This is a genomic window from Azospirillum ramasamyi (assembly GCF_003233655.1).
Lineage (GTDB): Bacteria > Pseudomonadota > Alphaproteobacteria > Azospirillales > Azospirillaceae > Azospirillum > Azospirillum ramasamyi.
The window spans coordinates 70412-85479 of sequence record NZ_CP029831.1 but is presented as its reverse complement, the minus strand read 5'-3'; the positions used below and the strand labels follow the sequence as shown (position 1 = coordinate 85479).

General features: G+C 69.3%; 15 protein-coding genes. 9 read left to right on the top strand and 6 right to left on the bottom strand.

Features of this window, described 5'->3' with window-relative positions; all coding sequences use genetic code 11:
- Positions 1 to 13: 13 nt before the first annotated feature.
- Together DM194_RS17055 and DM194_RS17050 are read right to left on the bottom strand one after the other, a co-directional pair.
- Positions 14 to 373: a hypothetical protein gene (locus DM194_RS17055; RefSeq protein WP_111068787.1), complete on the bottom strand. Its 360-nt coding sequence runs from the start codon at positions 371 to 373 to the stop codon at positions 14 to 16.
- 199 nt (positions 374 to 572) lie between these two features.
- Positions 573 to 767 carry a hypothetical protein gene (locus DM194_RS17050; protein WP_111068786.1) on the bottom strand — a complete coding sequence of 65 codons (195 nt, stop codon included), beginning with the start codon at positions 765 to 767 and terminating at the stop codon, positions 573 to 575.
- 311 nt (positions 768 to 1078) lie between these two features.
- Between DM194_RS17050 and DM194_RS17045 the strand changes: the two genes are divergently transcribed.
- Positions 1079 to 1864: an SDR family oxidoreductase gene (locus DM194_RS17045; protein WP_111068785.1), complete on the top strand. Its 786-nt coding sequence runs from the start codon at positions 1079 to 1081 to the stop codon at positions 1862 to 1864.
- Between the two features lie 53 nt (positions 1865 to 1917).
- Complete coding sequence (locus DM194_RS17040; protein WP_111068784.1) at positions 1918 to 2199, top strand: GNAT family N-acetyltransferase; 282 nt, start codon at positions 1918 to 1920, stop codon at positions 2197 to 2199.
- 24 nt (positions 2200 to 2223) lie between these two features.
- Here the strand turns inward: DM194_RS17040 and DM194_RS17035 are convergent, their stop codons facing one another.
- The 3 genes from DM194_RS17035 to DM194_RS17025 all read right to left on the bottom strand — a co-directional run bounded on the left by DM194_RS17035 (position 2224) and on the right by DM194_RS17025 (position 4912).
- A complete protein-coding gene (locus tag DM194_RS17035) occupies positions 2224 to 2931 on the bottom strand; it encodes a ChrR family anti-sigma-E factor (protein WP_111069197.1) in 708 nt (235 codons plus the stop codon).
- Positions 2932 to 2956: 25 nt separating this feature from the next.
- The gene (locus DM194_RS17030) at positions 2957 to 3553 is read right to left on the bottom strand and encodes a sigma-70 family RNA polymerase sigma factor (protein ID WP_111068783.1); all 597 of its coding nucleotides are present in this window, start codon (positions 3551 to 3553) and stop codon (positions 2957 to 2959) included.
- Positions 3554 to 3664: 111 nt separating this feature from the next.
- The gene (locus DM194_RS17025) at positions 3665 to 4912 is read right to left on the bottom strand and encodes an MFS transporter (protein WP_111068782.1); all 1248 of its coding nucleotides are present in this window, start codon (positions 4910 to 4912) and stop codon (positions 3665 to 3667) included.
- Between the two features lie 276 nt (positions 4913 to 5188).
- Here DM194_RS17025 and DM194_RS17020 point away from each other — a divergent pair, with 276 nt between their 5' ends.
- On the top strand, positions 5189 to 5992 hold the full coding sequence (locus tag DM194_RS17020) for an enoyl-CoA hydratase/isomerase family protein (RefSeq protein ID WP_111068781.1): 804 nt from the start codon (positions 5189 to 5191) through the stop codon (positions 5990 to 5992).
- A 32-nt stretch (positions 5993 to 6024) separates the two neighbouring features.
- Entirely contained in the window at positions 6025 to 7206 is a 1182-nt protein-coding gene (locus tag DM194_RS17015; RefSeq protein WP_111068780.1) for an acetyl-CoA C-acyltransferase family protein, read from the top strand.
- A gap of 110 nt (positions 7207 to 7316) precedes the next feature.
- Here DM194_RS17015 and DM194_RS17010 read toward each other — a convergent pair whose 3' ends face one another.
- A complete protein-coding gene (locus DM194_RS17010; RefSeq protein ID WP_246024427.1) occupies positions 7317 to 8789 on the bottom strand; it encodes an aldehyde dehydrogenase family protein in 1473 nt (490 codons plus the stop codon).
- A gap of 63 nt (positions 8790 to 8852) precedes the next feature.
- On the opposite strand from DM194_RS17010, the gene crtI reads away from it, so the two are divergent.
- The 5 genes from crtI to DM194_RS16985 are packed head-to-tail and all read left to right on the top strand — an operon-like array spanning position 8853 to position 15064.
- The gene (gene crtI, locus DM194_RS17005) at positions 8853 to 10406 is read left to right on the top strand and encodes a phytoene desaturase family protein (protein WP_111068779.1); all 1554 of its coding nucleotides are present in this window, start codon (positions 8853 to 8855) and stop codon (positions 10404 to 10406) included.
- Entirely contained in the window at positions 10403 to 11950 is a 1548-nt protein-coding gene (locus DM194_RS17000; protein ID WP_111068778.1) for a phytoene desaturase family protein, read from the top strand. The genes crtI and DM194_RS17000 overlap by 4 nt, the downstream gene beginning before the upstream one ends.
- A gap of 17 nt (positions 11951 to 11967) precedes the next feature.
- Positions 11968 to 12783, top strand: a complete 816-nt coding sequence (locus tag DM194_RS16995) for a lysophospholipid acyltransferase family protein (protein WP_111068777.1) — start codon at positions 11968 to 11970, stop codon at positions 12781 to 12783.
- Positions 12780 to 13925, top strand: coding sequence for a glycosyltransferase family 2 protein (locus DM194_RS16990; protein ID WP_111068776.1), 1146 nt, complete (start codon positions 12780 to 12782; stop codon positions 13923 to 13925). The genes DM194_RS16995 and DM194_RS16990 overlap by 4 nt, the downstream gene beginning before the upstream one ends.
- Entirely contained in the window at positions 13922 to 15064 is a 1143-nt protein-coding gene (locus tag DM194_RS16985; protein WP_111069195.1) for a sulfotransferase family protein, read from the top strand. Before DM194_RS16990 ends, DM194_RS16985 begins: the two co-directional genes overlap by 4 nt.
- The last annotated feature ends 4 nt before the right edge of the window (positions 15065 to 15068 follow it).

Genomic DNA, 15068 nt, shown 5'->3' with positions numbered 1-15068 from the left:
AAGGAGGCGCGCCTCAAAAGCACTGGCGGTCGGCGGCGACCTGGGCCTGGCGGAAGCGGTCCATCAGATCCCTGGCCCAGCCGGAGCTGCGGAAGATCCCCGCCCGCTCGCCCGGCAGGTCGCCCATCACCTTCACCGTTTCGATGGCGGTGTAGTCGTCATAGGTGATGCGGTCGGCGATGGCGTCGATGCTGCAGGCGCATTTTTCCATGACGATGTGCGACTGGCCGTTGGCCGCCATGCAGGCGATCACGTAATCGGCCCGCGCCGCCGTGGGATAGTCGTTGGCCGGACCGGCAGCGGCGGGAAGCGCCGGCAGCAGGGCCGTCCCGAGGAAGATTGCCGCGAGACCAAACGCGATGCGAACTGGCATGCCCGGTATACTCCCCCTCTTGCCCGCGGATCGCAGCCTGAGGCCGCGACCGTTCATCCGCGATGATTGCCCAATATAACAATCACCGACACGGACTGAACTCGTCTACTCCAAAGGAGGGGGAGTCTCCTTAGGAGTTGGCGGGCGGGAAAGCGGGCGCGCCTTGGGAAGCGCTATCCGGGAAGCGATGCGGCCGCGGTCAAACTTGACGCGGTTCGCACTTCCAGCGGCGGACGGTGTATTTCGGGTGCTGTTCCGCCCATTCCGCAGCCCGGAACATGGCGGTGCGCGAACAAGCCATCACGTTGTGGAAGGGCTCCTGAAACGACGGGCGTTCGACGGTGCAGCGGTCGGGGCTGGACAGGAGGCAGACCACGAAGAGCAACTCGATCATGACGTCTCCTAGAGTCAGGAGTGTTGCGGGGCGAGCCCGTTTGACCTCCGCCGTTCGGGTTCATTTCATGGTTATGTTGCAGTGCACAACAGGCAGGGCGTCCGAGTCAAGGCATCAGACGTATCACGTCCTCGCTGTGACGAGATTATGTGAATGAACAAACGTGAATGACAATCGGGGGACCGCCCCCGATGCCATGATTCAGTCCTGGGCAGGATCACAGGCTTCTGGGACAGGGGGAGGGTGGGAACCGAACCGCAGGGTGCGCGGTTGGCTTTCCCGTCTCTCTGTCTTGCTTGGAGCCGAAGGTCATGGAGTTGTCGGGGAAGGTCGCGCTGGTCACCGGTGCCGGGTCGGGGATCGGCAAGGCGACCGCAGTGCTGTTCGCCAAGGCCGGCGCCAGCGTCGGGGTGCTGAGCCACACCGAGGAGGAAATCCGCAAGACCGCCGAGGAGATCAGCGCGGCCGGCGGCAAGGCGCTGGCGCTGACCGCCGATGTCGGCGACGACGCGGCGATGCGGCAGGCGGTGGAGCGGCTGGCGGCGGAGTACGGGCGGATCGACATCGTCTTCGCCAATGCCGGCATCAACGGCGTCTGGGCACCCATCGACGAACTGACGCCGGAGGAATGGGACCGCACCATCAACACCAACCTGCGCGGCACCTACCTGACGCTGCACCATGCGGTTCCGCATCTGAAGAAGGCGGGCGGCGGCTCGGTGATCGTCACGGCGTCGATCAACGGCACGCGGGTGTTCAGCAACACCGGCTCCACCGCCTATTCCTGCACCAAGGCGGCCCAGCTGGCGATGGTGAAGATGCTGGCGCTGGAACTGGCGAAGAACCGCATCCGCGTCAACGCCATCTGTCCCGGCATCATCGATACGGAAATCCCCGACAACACCCGGTCCCGCAACATCGATACCCTGCGGGTTCCGGTGGAGTATCCCGAGGGCAAGGTTCCCCTGACCGACGGGAAATCCGGCGACAGCTTCGACGTGGCGGAACTCGCCCTGTTCCTGGCCTCCGACCGGTCCAGGCACATCAGCGGCACGCCGGTCTGGATCGACGGCGCGGAATCCTTGCTGGTCGGTTGAGTTTCGGGCATTGATTGGTGGTCAAACGAATAGTTGGAAAAGGTCGAACTCCTATGAGCATGACTGAAGCCGTGCGTAACAACGAACAGCTCAACCGGTACGAGCTGACCGTCGACGGCGCCACTGCGGTGGCGGAATATGAACTGCGGGACGGCAAGGTCGTCTTCACCCACACCAACGTGCCGGAAAGCATGGCCGGCAAGGGCGTGGGCTCGGCGCTGGCCAAGGGCGCCCTGTCGGATGTCCGCGCCCAGGGCAAGAAGGCGCTGCCGCTCTGCTCCTTCATCGACGGCTACATCAAGCGCCATCCCGACTACGCCGACCTCGTGGAGTAGGGTGGAAAAGCGGGCGGGGGGCGGTCAGCCCGCCCGCCGTTCCTCTTGGCCGTCGAGGAAGATCAGGTCGCCGTCCAGCAGGAACAGGCAGATGCAGTCCTCCTCGCTGGCCCCGCGGGCATGATGGTCGGTGTCGGCGGAATACTGGGCGACGTCGCCCAGCCCATAGCGGCCGTATTCGTCGCTGAAGGCGCCGCGCAGCACCAGGAGCAGTTCGTCGGCCGTGTGCCGGTGCGCCGGAACCGGCGCGTCATGCGCCATCCGCAGCAGGCAGATGTTCGTGCCGGCAAGCGTACGCTGCCACGCCGACAGCCAGACGCCGGGCGACAGTTCCGTCCAGGAGCCGCAATCCACCGGGCTGTCGATCGCCTCCGGCAACCAGCCGCGCAGCGGTTCCGGCACCAGAGTGTTGGCCGGTTCCCTGGAGACGCCGGTCAGGCGCGGAGCAGCGTCCTCCGCGGATTTGCCTTCCATGGGTTTGTCCGCCGAGCCCGGCGGAGCGGCCAGCAGCCCGTCCATCCGGTCGAGCAGCCCATCCAGACCGTCCGTGGACTGGCCGGGCAGTTCCTCGAACCAGCTTCCGCACAGCGCCTCGAAGGCGGCGACGCGCCGGCGGCAGTCGGGACAATAGGCGAGGTGCGTCGCGACCAGAAGCGACTTGCCCTCCCGCTCCTGTCCGCTGGCATAGCCGATCAGAAGCTGGTCGTCCGGATGATGGTGGGGGAACGTCACGCCCAATCCTTCATGCCTGAGCCCTTCATGCCGTATCCTTCATGCTGCGCTTCAGATGGCCGAGCGCCAAGCGCAGCCGTGTCTTCACCGTCCCAAGAGGAACGTCGGTCTCCTCGGCGATCCTTTCATGGGTTTGTTCAAGGAAATACGAACGCCGCAGCACCTCGGACTGGTCGGGCACCAGGGTTTCGATCGCGCCATGCAGCTGCCGGCTGTTCTGCACCAGCTGTGCGGCCTCCTCCGGCGTCGCCTGCGACAGGGGAGTCATCGCCGGATCGTCCATATCGGGAGCCGGGCGCGCCTCCTTGCGAAGTCGGTCGATGCGCCTGTTGCGGGCGATGGTGAAGATCCAGGTGCCGACCGACGCCTGGGCCGGATCGTAGCTGCCGGCCTTCAGCCACACGGCCAGCATGACCTCCTGGACCAGTTCCTCCGCCGCGCCGCGGTCGGCACCGAGCTTCTGGCAATATTGCAGGATGCGGGGGGCGAACTGGCGGAACAGGGCGGCAAAGGCCGCGCGGTCGCGCTGCTGCGCGACCAGCCGGACCATTTCCCCGAAGCGGTCGTCGGCCGGGCTCTGCGGCACCGCGTCCTGCGGCGACGGCCTCTGCGAAAACGGCATGCAACCACCAGCCAGCATTCCACCGGCCGGCAGCTTACCCCGAACTCATCAACGGATTCCACCGCCTATGATCCCCGGAAGCGTGAACGTTCGGCGAACGGACGAATGACTTTATTGCGGCAACGGCGGCTTCCCGTGTGCGAGCGGATCCAGCGGGCCGACCGTCGGCGTGGTTTGGGGCAGAGGACGGAAGGCGGCCTGCGCCTCTGCGGGCAGGGGCGGGCGGACGCGGGTGCGCCACAGGCCGTAGAGCGTGGCGCATAGTGCGCCGGCGGCGATGAAGGCGAACAGCCCCTCCGGCCCGCCAAAGGCCATCATCGCCGACGCCAGCGGCGGCCCGATGATGGCGCCGATGGAATTGGCGAGGATCAGGCCGCCGCTGGCCGACACCAGATCCTCCCGCCGCACATAGTCGTTGGTGTGGGCGAGGCAGATCGGATAGAGCGTGAAGGACAGGCCGCCGAACAGCGGCGCCACCAGCATCAGGGTCATCGGCTGGTCCATTCCGGCGACGGCCATCATTCCCAGGCTGGTCAGCGACAGCGCGGCCGACAGGCCGATGATGACCGTCCGCCGGTCGAAGCGGTCCGACAGCCGGCCGAGCGGCCATTGCAGGGCCATGCCGCCCAGAATCAGCGCCGACATGAACAGTGCCGTACCCGACACCCCGAAACCGGAAGCCGCGCCGAACACCGGGGCCAGACCATAGATCGAGCCGGTGATCGCCCCGCTGATGAAGACACCCGCCACCCCCAGCGGGGAACTCTCGTAGAGCCGTCGCACGCCGAAGGAGGAAACCTTGGGCAATTGCGGCGGCGTGGTGCGCGTCAGAGCCACCGGCACCAGGGCGAGCGACAGCAGGATCGACACGATCATGAAAATCCGCACCCCGGTCTCGTCGTCCAGACTCAGCAACTGCTGTCCGAGGCCCGACGCGCCGTACAGCGTCACCATGTAGGCCGACAGCATCTGTCCGCGGCTTTCGTTCGTCGCACTGCCGTTCAGCCAGCTTTCGATGCACATGTAGAGGCCGGCCATGCAGAAGCCCTGCAACAGCCGCAGCGCGGCCCAGAACGGCACGTCGACGAACAGCGCAAGGGACAGAGCCGCCACCGAGACGACGGAGGCGAAGGCGGAAAAGGAGCGGATGTGGCCGACGCGGGCGATGACACGGTGCGCGTAGAGCGACCCCATCGTCAGTCCCGCATAGAAGGCCGCCGTTATCAGCCCGACCGCGGTCGGGCCGGAATCCGTCGCCGACAACCGCAGGCCGATCACGGTGGACAGGACGCCGTTGCCCAGCATCAGAAAAGCCACGCCGAGCAGGAGCGAGGCGACCGAACGCGCAATCGATGGCATGCCGTACCTCCCGTCCGTCGTCAGCGTCTGGTAGCCGGCAAACCGGTCAGGGGGCGAAGATGCATGACGGGACTCCATTCAGCTGTTCCGGGAAGGGCGGCGCATTGTCGGCCGCGCCCAAGCCCAATGTCTAACAGCCAAGTCCTGGATTTGGTACGGGGGCGGCCCTGGCCGGCTTACCGTTGGCAAACCTGACCGTTGACAGAGCATACCGTCCGGTAACATACCTTCCATGAGGTAGATTTCCACATGAAATGGACTCCGGGAGACGCGATCATGTCCGACACTGCCCCGCCGGTCCTCCTCACCCGCGAAGGGGCCGTGTCCTGGATCCGGCTGAATCGCCCCGCCGTGCTGAACGCGCTGGACGAGCAGACCGCCGCCGCCTTGAAGGACGCCTGCCGCGCGGTGGCGGATGAAGGCGGGCAGGGGCCGACCCGCGTGCTGGTCATCGCCGGCAACGGCCGTGGCTTCATGGCGGGCGGCGATGTCGGCCGCTTCAACGAGGATCCCGACACCGCCCCCGCGGTGGCCGGCGCCATCATCGCCCACCTGCACGAGGCGGTGCGCATCCTCGACCGGCTGGACCTGCCGGTTCTGGCCTCGGTCCATGGGCCGGTGGCCGGTGCGGGCATGAGCCTCGCCACCGCCGCCGACCTCTGCATCGCCGCCGACGACGCCAGGTTCACCATGGCCTATGCCCGCATCGGCGCCACGCCGGACGGATCGGGCAGCTTCCATCTGCCGCGCCTGGTCGGGCTGCGCCGCGCCTTGGAGCTGGCGATGCTGTCGGACGTGATCGACGCCGCGGAAGCCTTGCGCATCGGGCTGGTCAACCGGGTGGTGCCGGCCGCCGATCTGGCGGCGGAGACGGCGAAGCTGGCCGAACGGCTCGCCGCCGGGCCGACCCGGTCCTATGCCGGCATCCGCCACCTGATGAGGGAATCCTTCACCCGGACGCTGGACGAGCAGCTGGACGCCGAGCGCGACCGTTTCCTCGCCACCGCCGTCACCGACGATTTCCGCGAGGGCATCGCCGCCTTCACCGCCAAGAGACGGCCGGACTTCACCGGCCGCTGACCCTTCCCTCCGCCCGAGAAGTGGACCCAACCATGCAGAACGACATCGTCATCGTCGGCGCCGCCCGCACCGCCATCGGCGGCTTCGGCGGCACGCTGAAGGATGTGCCGCTGACCCGGCTCGCCACCGTGGCCGTCAAGGCGGCTCTGGAGCGCTCCGGCGCCGCGGCGGACGCCATCGGCCATGTGGTGATGGGCAACGTCATCCCGACCGAGACCAACGACGCCTATCTCAGCCGCGTCGCGGCCATCGACGCCGGCATTCCGATCGAGGTGCCGGCCTTCAACGTCAACCGGCTCTGCGGTTCCGGCCTGCAGGCCATCGTCTCGGCGGCGCAGTCCATCGCGCTCGGCGACTGCGAGATCGCCATCGGCGCCGGTGCGGAATCGATGAGCCGCGGCCCCTATTTCGTTCCCAGCGCCCGCTGGGGCACCCGCCTGGGCGATGGGGCGCTGGTCGATTACATGAACGGCATCCTGCACGACCCGTGGCAGAAGATTCACATGGGCGTCACCGCCGAGAACGTCGCCGCCCGCTATGGCATCGACCGCGAGGCGCAGGACTCCCTGGCGGCGGAAAGCCAGCGCCGCGCCGCCCGCGCCATCGCCGAGGGCCGCTTCAAGGACCAGATCGTCCCGGTCGAGATTCCGTCGCGCAAGGGCACCGTCGTCTTCGACACCGACGAGCATGTCCGCGGCGACGTGACACCGGAAGGCTTGGCCAAGATGAAGCCGGTCTTCAAGAAGGACGGGTCGGTCACCGCCGGCAACGCCTCCGGCCTCAACGACGGCGCCGCCGCCGTGGTGCTGGCCGACGCCCGGCGCGCCCAGGCGCTGGGGCTGAAGCCGCTGGCCCGACTGGTCGGCTATGCCCATGCCGGCGTCGAGCCCGACCACATGGGCATCGGTCCGGTCCCGGCGACCCGCAAGGTTCTGGAGCGCACCGGCCTGTCGGTCGCCGACATGGACGTGATCGAATCCAACGAGGCCTTCGCGGCCCAGGCCTGCGCCGTGATCCGCGAGCTGGATTTCGACCCGGCCAAGGTGAACCCGAACGGCTCCGGCATCTCGCTCGGCCATCCGGTGGGCGCGACCGGCGCGATCATCACGGTCAAGGCCATCCACGAGCTGCACCGCGTCGGCGGCCGTTACGCCCTGGTCACCATGTGCATCGGCGGCGGACAGGGCATCGCCGCTGTCTTCGAGCGGGTGTAAGGGGCAGGGGCAATCAACTCCCTCTTCCGTCCCGGGAGGGGGAGTGCCGTGCGATGATCAACGCTCAGGCCGCCGCCATGCGCATCCGCGCCGCATAGCCGAGGAACGCATCATGGCTTGAAGCGCCGCCGCAGCGCCCGGACCAGCCGCCGCACGGCCCCGGCGCGGGTGCCGGGTCCGCCATGGAGCAGGCGCAGCGCCGCCAGCATCAGTGCGTCGTCACCCTCGCGCGGCGGGTCGAAATGCGGGCGCTGCCGGCCGGTGCGGACGCAGACGGCCTTCACCTGCGTCATCTCCAGCAGCCCTTCCGCCCCGCGTGTGACGCCCCAGCCGCTGGCATGGCGTCCGCCGAAGGGCAGGCGGGGATCGGCGGTCGGCACGATCAGGTCGTTGACCGTCACCGTTCCGGCATCGATCCGCAGTGCCAGCGCCCGCGCTTCCCTCTCCGGTCCGAAGACCGAGGCGCCCAGGGCGTAGGGGCTGAGCGCCGCGCCGTCCAGCGCCTCCGCCATGTCGCGCACGGGAACCAGCGACAGGATCGGGGCGAACAGCTCCTCGCGCAGCAGCGCCATGTCGGGCCGCGCATCGGCCAGCACCAGCGGCGCCATCCCGGTTCCGCTTTCTTCCGGCAGCCCGGAAAGCGGGCGGGCGCCGTCCGCGACGGCATCCCGTGCCAGGGCCACGAGCCGACGCATGGTCGGTGCCGGAACCGGGGCCGGCGGGATGGATGCGGCATGGCGCTCCACCGCCTTTTCCAACCCGGCCGCCAATTCCAGCGGCACGAAGACCCGCCGCGGCGCGATGCAGGTGGCGGAGCCGTTGAGCCGCAGGCCGAAGGCCAGTGCGCGGGCGACCTCCTCCACATCGGCGCCCGGCAGCACGAAGACGGCATCGTTGCCCGACAGTTCCATGGTCGAAGGCACCAGATGGCGGGCAAGCCGTTCCGCCACCGCCCGGCCGGTGCCGGCCGATCCCGTCAGGACCAGCTTGTCGATTCCGGCCTCGACGGCGCCGCCGACCGCCTCGGCGGATTCGTCCAGCACCCGGAACAGGCCTTGGGGGAGGCCGCATTCCTCCAGCCATCCCGCCAGCAGATCCATCGGCGCGCGGCATCCCGGCGCCGGCTTGACCAGCACGGCGTTGCCTGCGGCCAGTGCCTGCACCGCCTGCACCCCCGGCAGCAGCAGCGGGTAGTTGGACGGCCCGACGATCAGGACCGTGCCGACCGGCTCCCGCCGCACCTCCGCCTCCACGCCGAACAGCCAGACCGGCCGGCCGCGCCGCCCCAGGCGCCGGGGCGCCAGCAGCCGGGCGGCCTCGCGCTCCAGGAAGCGGCAGGCCTCGGCCAGCGGCAGGAGTTCGGCGCTCACGCTCTCCGCCGCATTACGACCGGGGCGCGCCGCCAATGCCTGCACGAGGTACTCGGCATTGGCCGCGATCCTGCGGCGAAGTCCGCGAATGACCGCAAGTCGCGACGAAATATCGGTAGCGGACCATTCCTGCCGGACTTCCGGGGATGGTGCGATAACCTCATAGGGCCAAGGGGTTACGACTGGAGAGGTGGAGATATTGTTGTGATCCATTTCCGACCCAGCTTCGTAACCGTCACGATAGATGTCGGCAGCGCAGGAGCGTTTGGCAAGCGGATGGAACGACAAGTCGTGATCATCGGTGCAGGACCGGGCGGATTGGCATCCGCGATGCTCCTGGCGCTCACCGGTGCCAAGGTGACGGTGCTGGAACGGCAGGACCGCATCGGCGGCCGGTCGGCCGGCTTCTCCATGGATGGATACCGGTTCGACAGCGGACCGACCTTCTTCCTCTATCCCCGCATCCTGGAGGAGATCTTCGAGGCCTGCGGAAGCCGGCTGTCGGACGAGGTCGACCTGATGCGCCTCGACCCGCTCTACCGGCTGGTGTTCGAAGGCGGCGGCGAGTTGCGGGTCCACGCCCAGATGAAGGCGCTGATGGCGGAGATCGCCAGGCTAAGCCCGCGCGACGCCGAAGGGCTGCCGCGCTTCCTGGCCGACAACCGGGCGAAGATGGAGCGTTTCCGCCCGGTGCTGGAATCCGATTTCTCCAGCCCATGGGCGCTCGCGTCGCTGCCGATGCTGAAGGCGCTGGGCAAGCTGTCGCCGCACCGTTCGGTCGACCGCGATCTCTCCCGCTATTTCCAGGACCCGCGCATCCGCCTCGCCTTCTCGTTCCAGAGCAAGTACCTGGGCATGTCGCCCTTCCGCTGCCCCAGCCTGTTCACCATCCTGTCCTTCCTGGAGCATGAGCACGGCATCTTCCATCCGCGCGGCGGCACGGACGCGGTGATGGCGGCGATGCGCCGCGTCGCCGAAAGCCTGGGCGTGACCGTGCGGCTGAACGAGACGGTGCGCCACATCAAGTTCCAGGGCCGCCGCGCGGTCGGCGTGCGGACGGAGGCCGGCGACTATCCGGCCGACGCGCTGGTCATCAACGCCGATTTCGCGCGGGCGATGACGACGCTGGTGCCCGACGACCTGCGCCGGCGCTGGACCGACGCGCGGCTCGCCACCAAGAAATTCTCCTGCTCCACCTTCATGCTGTATCTCGGGATCGAGGGCATGGTGGACGGGCTGGACCACCACACCGTCTATCTGGCGAAGGACTACGCCCGCAACCTCGCGGAAATCGAGGAATGCCGGGAGCTGCCGCGCGAGCCGTCGATCTATGTGCAGAACGCCTGCGTCACCGACCCCGGTCTGGCGCCGCCCGGCGGCAGCACGCTCTACATCCTGGTTCCGGTCGGCCACCAGCGCGGCCACATCGACTGGCGGGCGGAGGCGCCGCGCTACCGCCGGGTCGTGCTCGACCGGCTGGCCGCTTTCGGGCTGAAGGACATCGAGCGCCGCATCCGGGTTGAACGGGTGGTGACGCCGGCCGATTGGGAAAGCCAGTTCGCGGTGCATCGCGGCGCCACCTTCAATCTGGCTCACAGCCTGGACCAGATGCTCCACCGCCGGCCGCGCAACCGGTTCGAGGATCTGGACGGCGTCTATCTGGTGGGCGGCGGCACCCATCCCGGCAGCGGCCTGCCGGTCATCTTCGAAGGCGCACGCATCACGTCTCGGCTGCTGGCCCAGGAGCTGGGCCTGCCGACGCCTTGGCGCGCAAAGACCATGGGATTGTCCGGCATGCTGAGGCAGGCCGTTGCAGGGGGGATGGCATGACGGATCGGATCGCGGTGATCGGCGGGGGACTCGGCGGGCTGGCGTCGGCGGTGGTGCTGGCGGCACGCGGGCACAAGGTGATCCTGCTGGAAAAGAACGGCTGGGTCGGCGGCAAGGCCGCCGTGCTGGAGGACGGCGGTTTCCGCTTCGACATGGGGCCGACCATCCTGACGGTGCCGCGCGTCCTGCGCCGCATCCTGGAGGAGGCCGGCTGCGACCTCGACCGCGAGCTGGAGATGGTCAGGCTGGAGCCGCAATGGCGCTGCTTCTTCGACGACGGCACGGTGCTGGACCTGTCGGAGGAGATCGGCAAGATGGCGGCCGAACTCGACCGGCTGGCGCCCGGCCGCGGGGCGGGGGAGGGCTATCGCCGCTTCCAGGCGCTGTCGGAACGGCTGCACGGCATCTCGGAACGCTTCTTCTTCTGGAAGTCGGTGGAGGATCTCGGCGACACGCTGAACTTCCGCAACAGCCTGAACGCCGGCACCCTGTCGGACGTCCTGGCCCTGCGCATGGGCAGCACGGTGGCCGGCACCATCCGCGGCCATGTGCCGGACGCGCGGGCGGCGCAGATGCTGGACCATTTCACCCAGTATGTCGGCTCCTCACCCTATGGCTCCCCGGCGGTGCTGTGCGCCATCGCCCACATGCAGACCAATGACGGCGTCTGGTATCCGATGGGCGGCACCCGCGCCGTGCCGGTGGCGCTGGAACGGGTGGCGCGGCGGCTGGGCGTCGAGATCCACACCGGCACCGGCGTCCGCCGCCTGCAGGTGGAGGGCGGACGCGCCGTGGCGGTGGAGACCGACACGGGCGAGCGCATCCCCGTCTCCGCCGTGGTGTCCAACATGGATTCCGTCCGCACCTATCAGGAACTGGTGGGGGGCGCGCCGGCCAAGCGCTTCGCCAAGCGCCGCAGCTACGAGCCGGCCTGTTCGGGCGTGGTGTTCTATCTCGGGCTCGACCGCGGCTACGATCATCTGCTGCACCATGACTTCGTCTTCTCCCGCGACCCGGCGGAGGAGTTCGACTGGATCTACCGCCGCGGCGAGCCGGCGCCCGACCCGACCTGCTACATCGCCGCCCCCGCCCGCACCGAGCCGGGCGTCGCCCCGTCGGGGGGCGAGGCGCTGTATGTGCTGGTCCACACCCCCTATCTGCGCCCGCACCATGACTGGAAGCGCATGCTGCCGGAATACCGCCGCGTGGTGTTCGACAAGCTGAAGCGCACCGCCGGCATGGCCGATCTGGAGGACCGCATCCGGGTGGAGCATGTTCTGACCCCGCAGGACATCCACGACCGTTACAATGTGCTGAACGGCGCCATCTATGGCTTGGCGAGCCACGGCCGCTTCATGGGCGCCTTCAAGCCGGGCAACCGGTCCCGCGACGTGGAGGGGCTGTATCTGGCCGGGGGGGCCGCCCATCCGGGGCCGGGCATGCCGATGGTGCTGATGTCGGGCTGGATCGCCGCCGACAGCCTGGACCGCGACCTGCGCGGCGGCGTGCGGGACGGCGCGGAAGCCGCCCGCGCCGTCGCCTGACGGAGGGCCGCAGGCGGATGACGGACGACCCGGTCGCGTTACGGTCCCGGCTGCGCTGCTGGTTCTTCGGCGGCATCATGGCCCGGCGGCTGCGGCGCGGCTTCCACGCGGTGCGGCTGGCGCGGCCGGGCTGGCCGGTGCTGCCGGCCGGCCGGCCGGTAATCGTCTATCTGAACCATCCTTCCTGGTGGGATCCCGCGCTGCTGATCATGATGGGCACCACCCGTTTCCGCGGCCGGCCGGGTTATGGGCCGATCGATGCGGAGATGCTGCGCCGCTACCGCTTCATGCGGCGCCTCGGCCTGTTCGGGCTGGAGCCCGGCCGCGCCGGGGCCGTCGCCTTCCTGCGCAATGCCGAGCGCATCCTGGCCGACCCGCGCGCCATGCTGTGGATCACGGCGGAAGGCGCCTTCACCGATCCGCGCTGCCGGCCTGTGACCCTGCGTCCGGGCATCGCCCATCTGGTCCGCCGCATGCCGTCCGCCCTGGTGGTGCCGCTGGCGGTGGAATACCCGTTCTGGGACGAGCGCACGCCGGAGGCGCTGATGCGGTTCGGCGAGCCGATGGATGCCGCAGTCCTCGCCGGCCTGCCGGTGCCCGAGATCGGGGCGGAGCTGGAGGCGCGGCTGGAGGCGGTGATGGATCAGCTGGCGCTCGACGCTCAGAGCCGCGAACCGGCGCGTTTCCTGACGCTGATCGATGGAACGGTCGGGGTCGGCGGGGTTTACGACCTGTGGCGCCGGGCGCGGGCCTGGGCCGGCGGACGGGCATTTTCCCCGGCCCATGGCGGCGGGCCGGGGCGGGTGGGGCGGCAGGAGGTGAAGCGGCCATGAGTGTCATCGTCCTGATCGCAGCGCTGTCGCTGATCCTTGCCCTGCTGCCGCTGGGGCAGGGAATCGTGAACCTGCTGCTCTATCGCCGTCCCACCGCCGAGCCGCCGCCCGGCAGCGCCGTCAGCATCCTGATCCCCGCCCGCAACGAAGAGTCCGGCATCGCCGCAGCCGTCGACGCGGCCCTGCTCAGCCGCGGCGTCGAGGTGGAGGTCGTGGTGCTGGACGACCACTCCACCGACGGCACCGCCGATATCGTCCGCGCCATCGCCGTGCGCGACCCGCGCGTCCGGCTGGAAGGCGCGCCGCCGCTGCCGCCGGGCTGGTCGGGCAAGCAGCATGCCTGTCAGGCGCTCGCCAAGCTGGCGCGGCATCCGGTGCTGCTGTTCCAGGATGCCGACGTCCGGCTGTCACCCGATGCCGCCCGCCTGACCTGCGGCGCCCTGCTGTCGGGCGGGCATGGTCTGGTCAGCGGTTTTCCCCGGCAGGAGACCGGGACGCTGGCGGAAGCGCTGGTGATCCCGCTGATCCATGTGCTGCTGCTGGGCTATCTGCCGATGCTGGGGATGCGGCGGTCGGGCGATCCGCGTTTCGGCGCCGCCTGCGGCCAGCTGATCGCGGTGCGGCGGGAGGCCTATTGGCAGGCCGGCGGCCATGCAGCCATATCGGCGTCGCTGCATGACGGGGTGACTCTGCCGCGCGCCTTCCGGCGGGCGGGGCAGGGGACCGACCTGTTCGACGCCACCGGCCTAGCCCGCTGCCGCATGTATCGCGGCTGGCGGGAGGTGTGGTCCGGCTTCACCAAGAATGCGACGGAGGGGATGGCGACGCCGGCCGCCCTGCCGGTCTGGACGTTCCTGCTGTTCGGCGGCCATGTCCTGCCCTGGATCCTGCTGGGCTGGGCGGCGCTGGCCCCGCTTCCCGGCGCGGCGGTGGTCATGGCGGGGCTGGCGGCGGCGGCCGGCCTGCTGTTCCGGCTGCTGCTGGTGGTCCGCTTCCGCCAGAGCGTCGCCGGCGCGATTCTGCACCCCGTCGGCATCCTGATCATGCTGGCGATCCAATGGGCGGCGCTGCTGCGCGCCCGCCATGGCCGGCCGTCGGAATGGCGGGGGCGGGCCTATCCGGTCGGGCCGGGGGCGTCATGACCCCCTGGCTGCGCCGCAACGCCCACCGCATCTTCCACCCGCTGGCCGGAGCCGACGCGGCGACGCTGGCCACGGTCCTGGCGAAGGGCGGCGGAGTGGGGCCGCTGCATCTGCACCGGGTGGTGACGGCGGTCGGCGCCGCCGCCATCCGCGCGCCGATGGACCTGCTGGAGCGGCGACGGGTGGCCCGGCTGACCGGAGAAGGCAAGGAGCAGGGCAGGGAGCGGGGCAGTGGGCAAGGCAAGGCCCCGCCGCCGCTGTTCATCCTCGGCCACTGGCGCAGCGGCACCACCCATCTGCTGAACCTGCTGGCGCAGGACGAGCGCTTCGCCGCCCCCGATCCGCTGGCGGTCGGCCTGCCCTGGGGATTCCTGGGCCTGACGTCCTTCTGGCGCTCGCGGCTGGAGGCGTGGCTGCCGCCCGACCGGATCATCGACCCGATGCCGATCGACCCGACCGCCCCGCAGGAGGACGAGCTGGCGCTGGCGCTGATGCAGCCGCTGTCCTACTACCACGGCATCTTCTTCCCAAAGCATTTGTACCGCGACTTCCGTCAGGGCGTGCTGTTCGAAGGCTGCCGTCCGCAGGCTGTCGCCCTGTGGCGCCGCAGGATGGACCATTACCTGACCAAGCTGCAGCTCTATTCCGGCAGCCGGCGCCTGCTGATCAAGAATCCGGCCCACACCGCAAGGGTAGGGGAGTTGCTGGCCCTGCGGCCGGATGCGGTCTTCCTCCACATCCACCGCGACCCCTATGAGGTCTTCAGTTCCACCCGCCGCATGCTGCTGACCCTGCTGCGGGAATTCTCGCTGCAATCCTATGATCCCCAGGTGGTGGACGGGCTGGTGCTGGACCTCTATCCGGCGATGATGGCGCGGTTCGACCGCGACCGGGGGCTATTGCCGCCCGGCCGGCTGGTGGAAATCCGCTATGACCGCTTCATCGCCGATCCGCTGGAGACGTTGCGCCGGGTCTATGACGGGCTGAATCTCGGACCCTTCGAGCCGGTGCAGCCGCGGATGGAACGCTATCTGGCCGGCGTGCGCGACTACCGGCGCGCGCGCCACGATCTGGAGGAGCAGGCCCGCCGCGCGGTGCGCCGGCAATGGGCCTTCGCCTTCGACCGCTGGGATTATTGACGCC

What these genes read in the sequence shown, in the direction of transcription:
- DM194_RS17055 (WP_111068787.1), bottom strand. Translation starts at nt 373, where the DNA reads ATGCCAGTTCGCATCGCGTTTGGTCTCGCGGCAATCTTCCTCGGGACG.
- DM194_RS17050 (WP_111068786.1), bottom strand. Translation starts at nt 767, where the DNA reads ATGATCGAGTTGCTCTTCGTGGTCTGCCTCCTGTCCAGCCCCGACCGC.
- DM194_RS17045 (WP_111068785.1), top strand. Translation starts at nt 1,079, where the DNA reads ATGGAGTTGTCGGGGAAGGTCGCGCTGGTCACCGGTGCCGGGTCGGGG.
- DM194_RS17040 (WP_111068784.1), top strand. Translation starts at nt 1,918, where the DNA reads ATGAGCATGACTGAAGCCGTGCGTAACAACGAACAGCTCAACCGGTAC.
- DM194_RS17030 (WP_111068783.1), bottom strand. Translation starts at nt 3,553, where the DNA reads ATGCCGTTTTCGCAGAGGCCGTCGCCGCAGGACGCGGTGCCGCAGAGC.
- DM194_RS17025 (WP_111068782.1), bottom strand. Translation starts at nt 4,912, where the DNA reads ATGCCATCGATTGCGCGTTCGGTCGCCTCGCTCCTGCTCGGCGTGGCT.
- DM194_RS17020 (WP_111068781.1), top strand. Translation starts at nt 5,189, where the DNA reads ATGTCCGACACTGCCCCGCCGGTCCTCCTCACCCGCGAAGGGGCCGTG.
- DM194_RS17015 (WP_111068780.1), top strand. Translation starts at nt 6,025, where the DNA reads ATGCAGAACGACATCGTCATCGTCGGCGCCGCCCGCACCGCCATCGGC.
- DM194_RS17010 (WP_246024427.1), bottom strand. Translation starts at nt 8,789, where the DNA reads ATGGATCACAACAATATCTCCACCTCTCCAGTCGTAACCCCTTGGCCC.
- crtI (WP_111068779.1), top strand. Translation starts at nt 8,853, where the DNA reads ATGGAACGACAAGTCGTGATCATCGGTGCAGGACCGGGCGGATTGGCA.
- DM194_RS17000 (WP_111068778.1), top strand. Translation starts at nt 10,403, where the DNA reads ATGACGGATCGGATCGCGGTGATCGGCGGGGGACTCGGCGGGCTGGCG.
- DM194_RS16995 (WP_111068777.1), top strand. Translation starts at nt 11,968, where the DNA reads ATGACGGACGACCCGGTCGCGTTACGGTCCCGGCTGCGCTGCTGGTTC.
- DM194_RS16990 (WP_111068776.1), top strand. Translation starts at nt 12,780, where the DNA reads ATGAGTGTCATCGTCCTGATCGCAGCGCTGTCGCTGATCCTTGCCCTG.
- DM194_RS16985 (WP_111069195.1), top strand. Translation starts at nt 13,922, where the DNA reads ATGACCCCCTGGCTGCGCCGCAACGCCCACCGCATCTTCCACCCGCTG.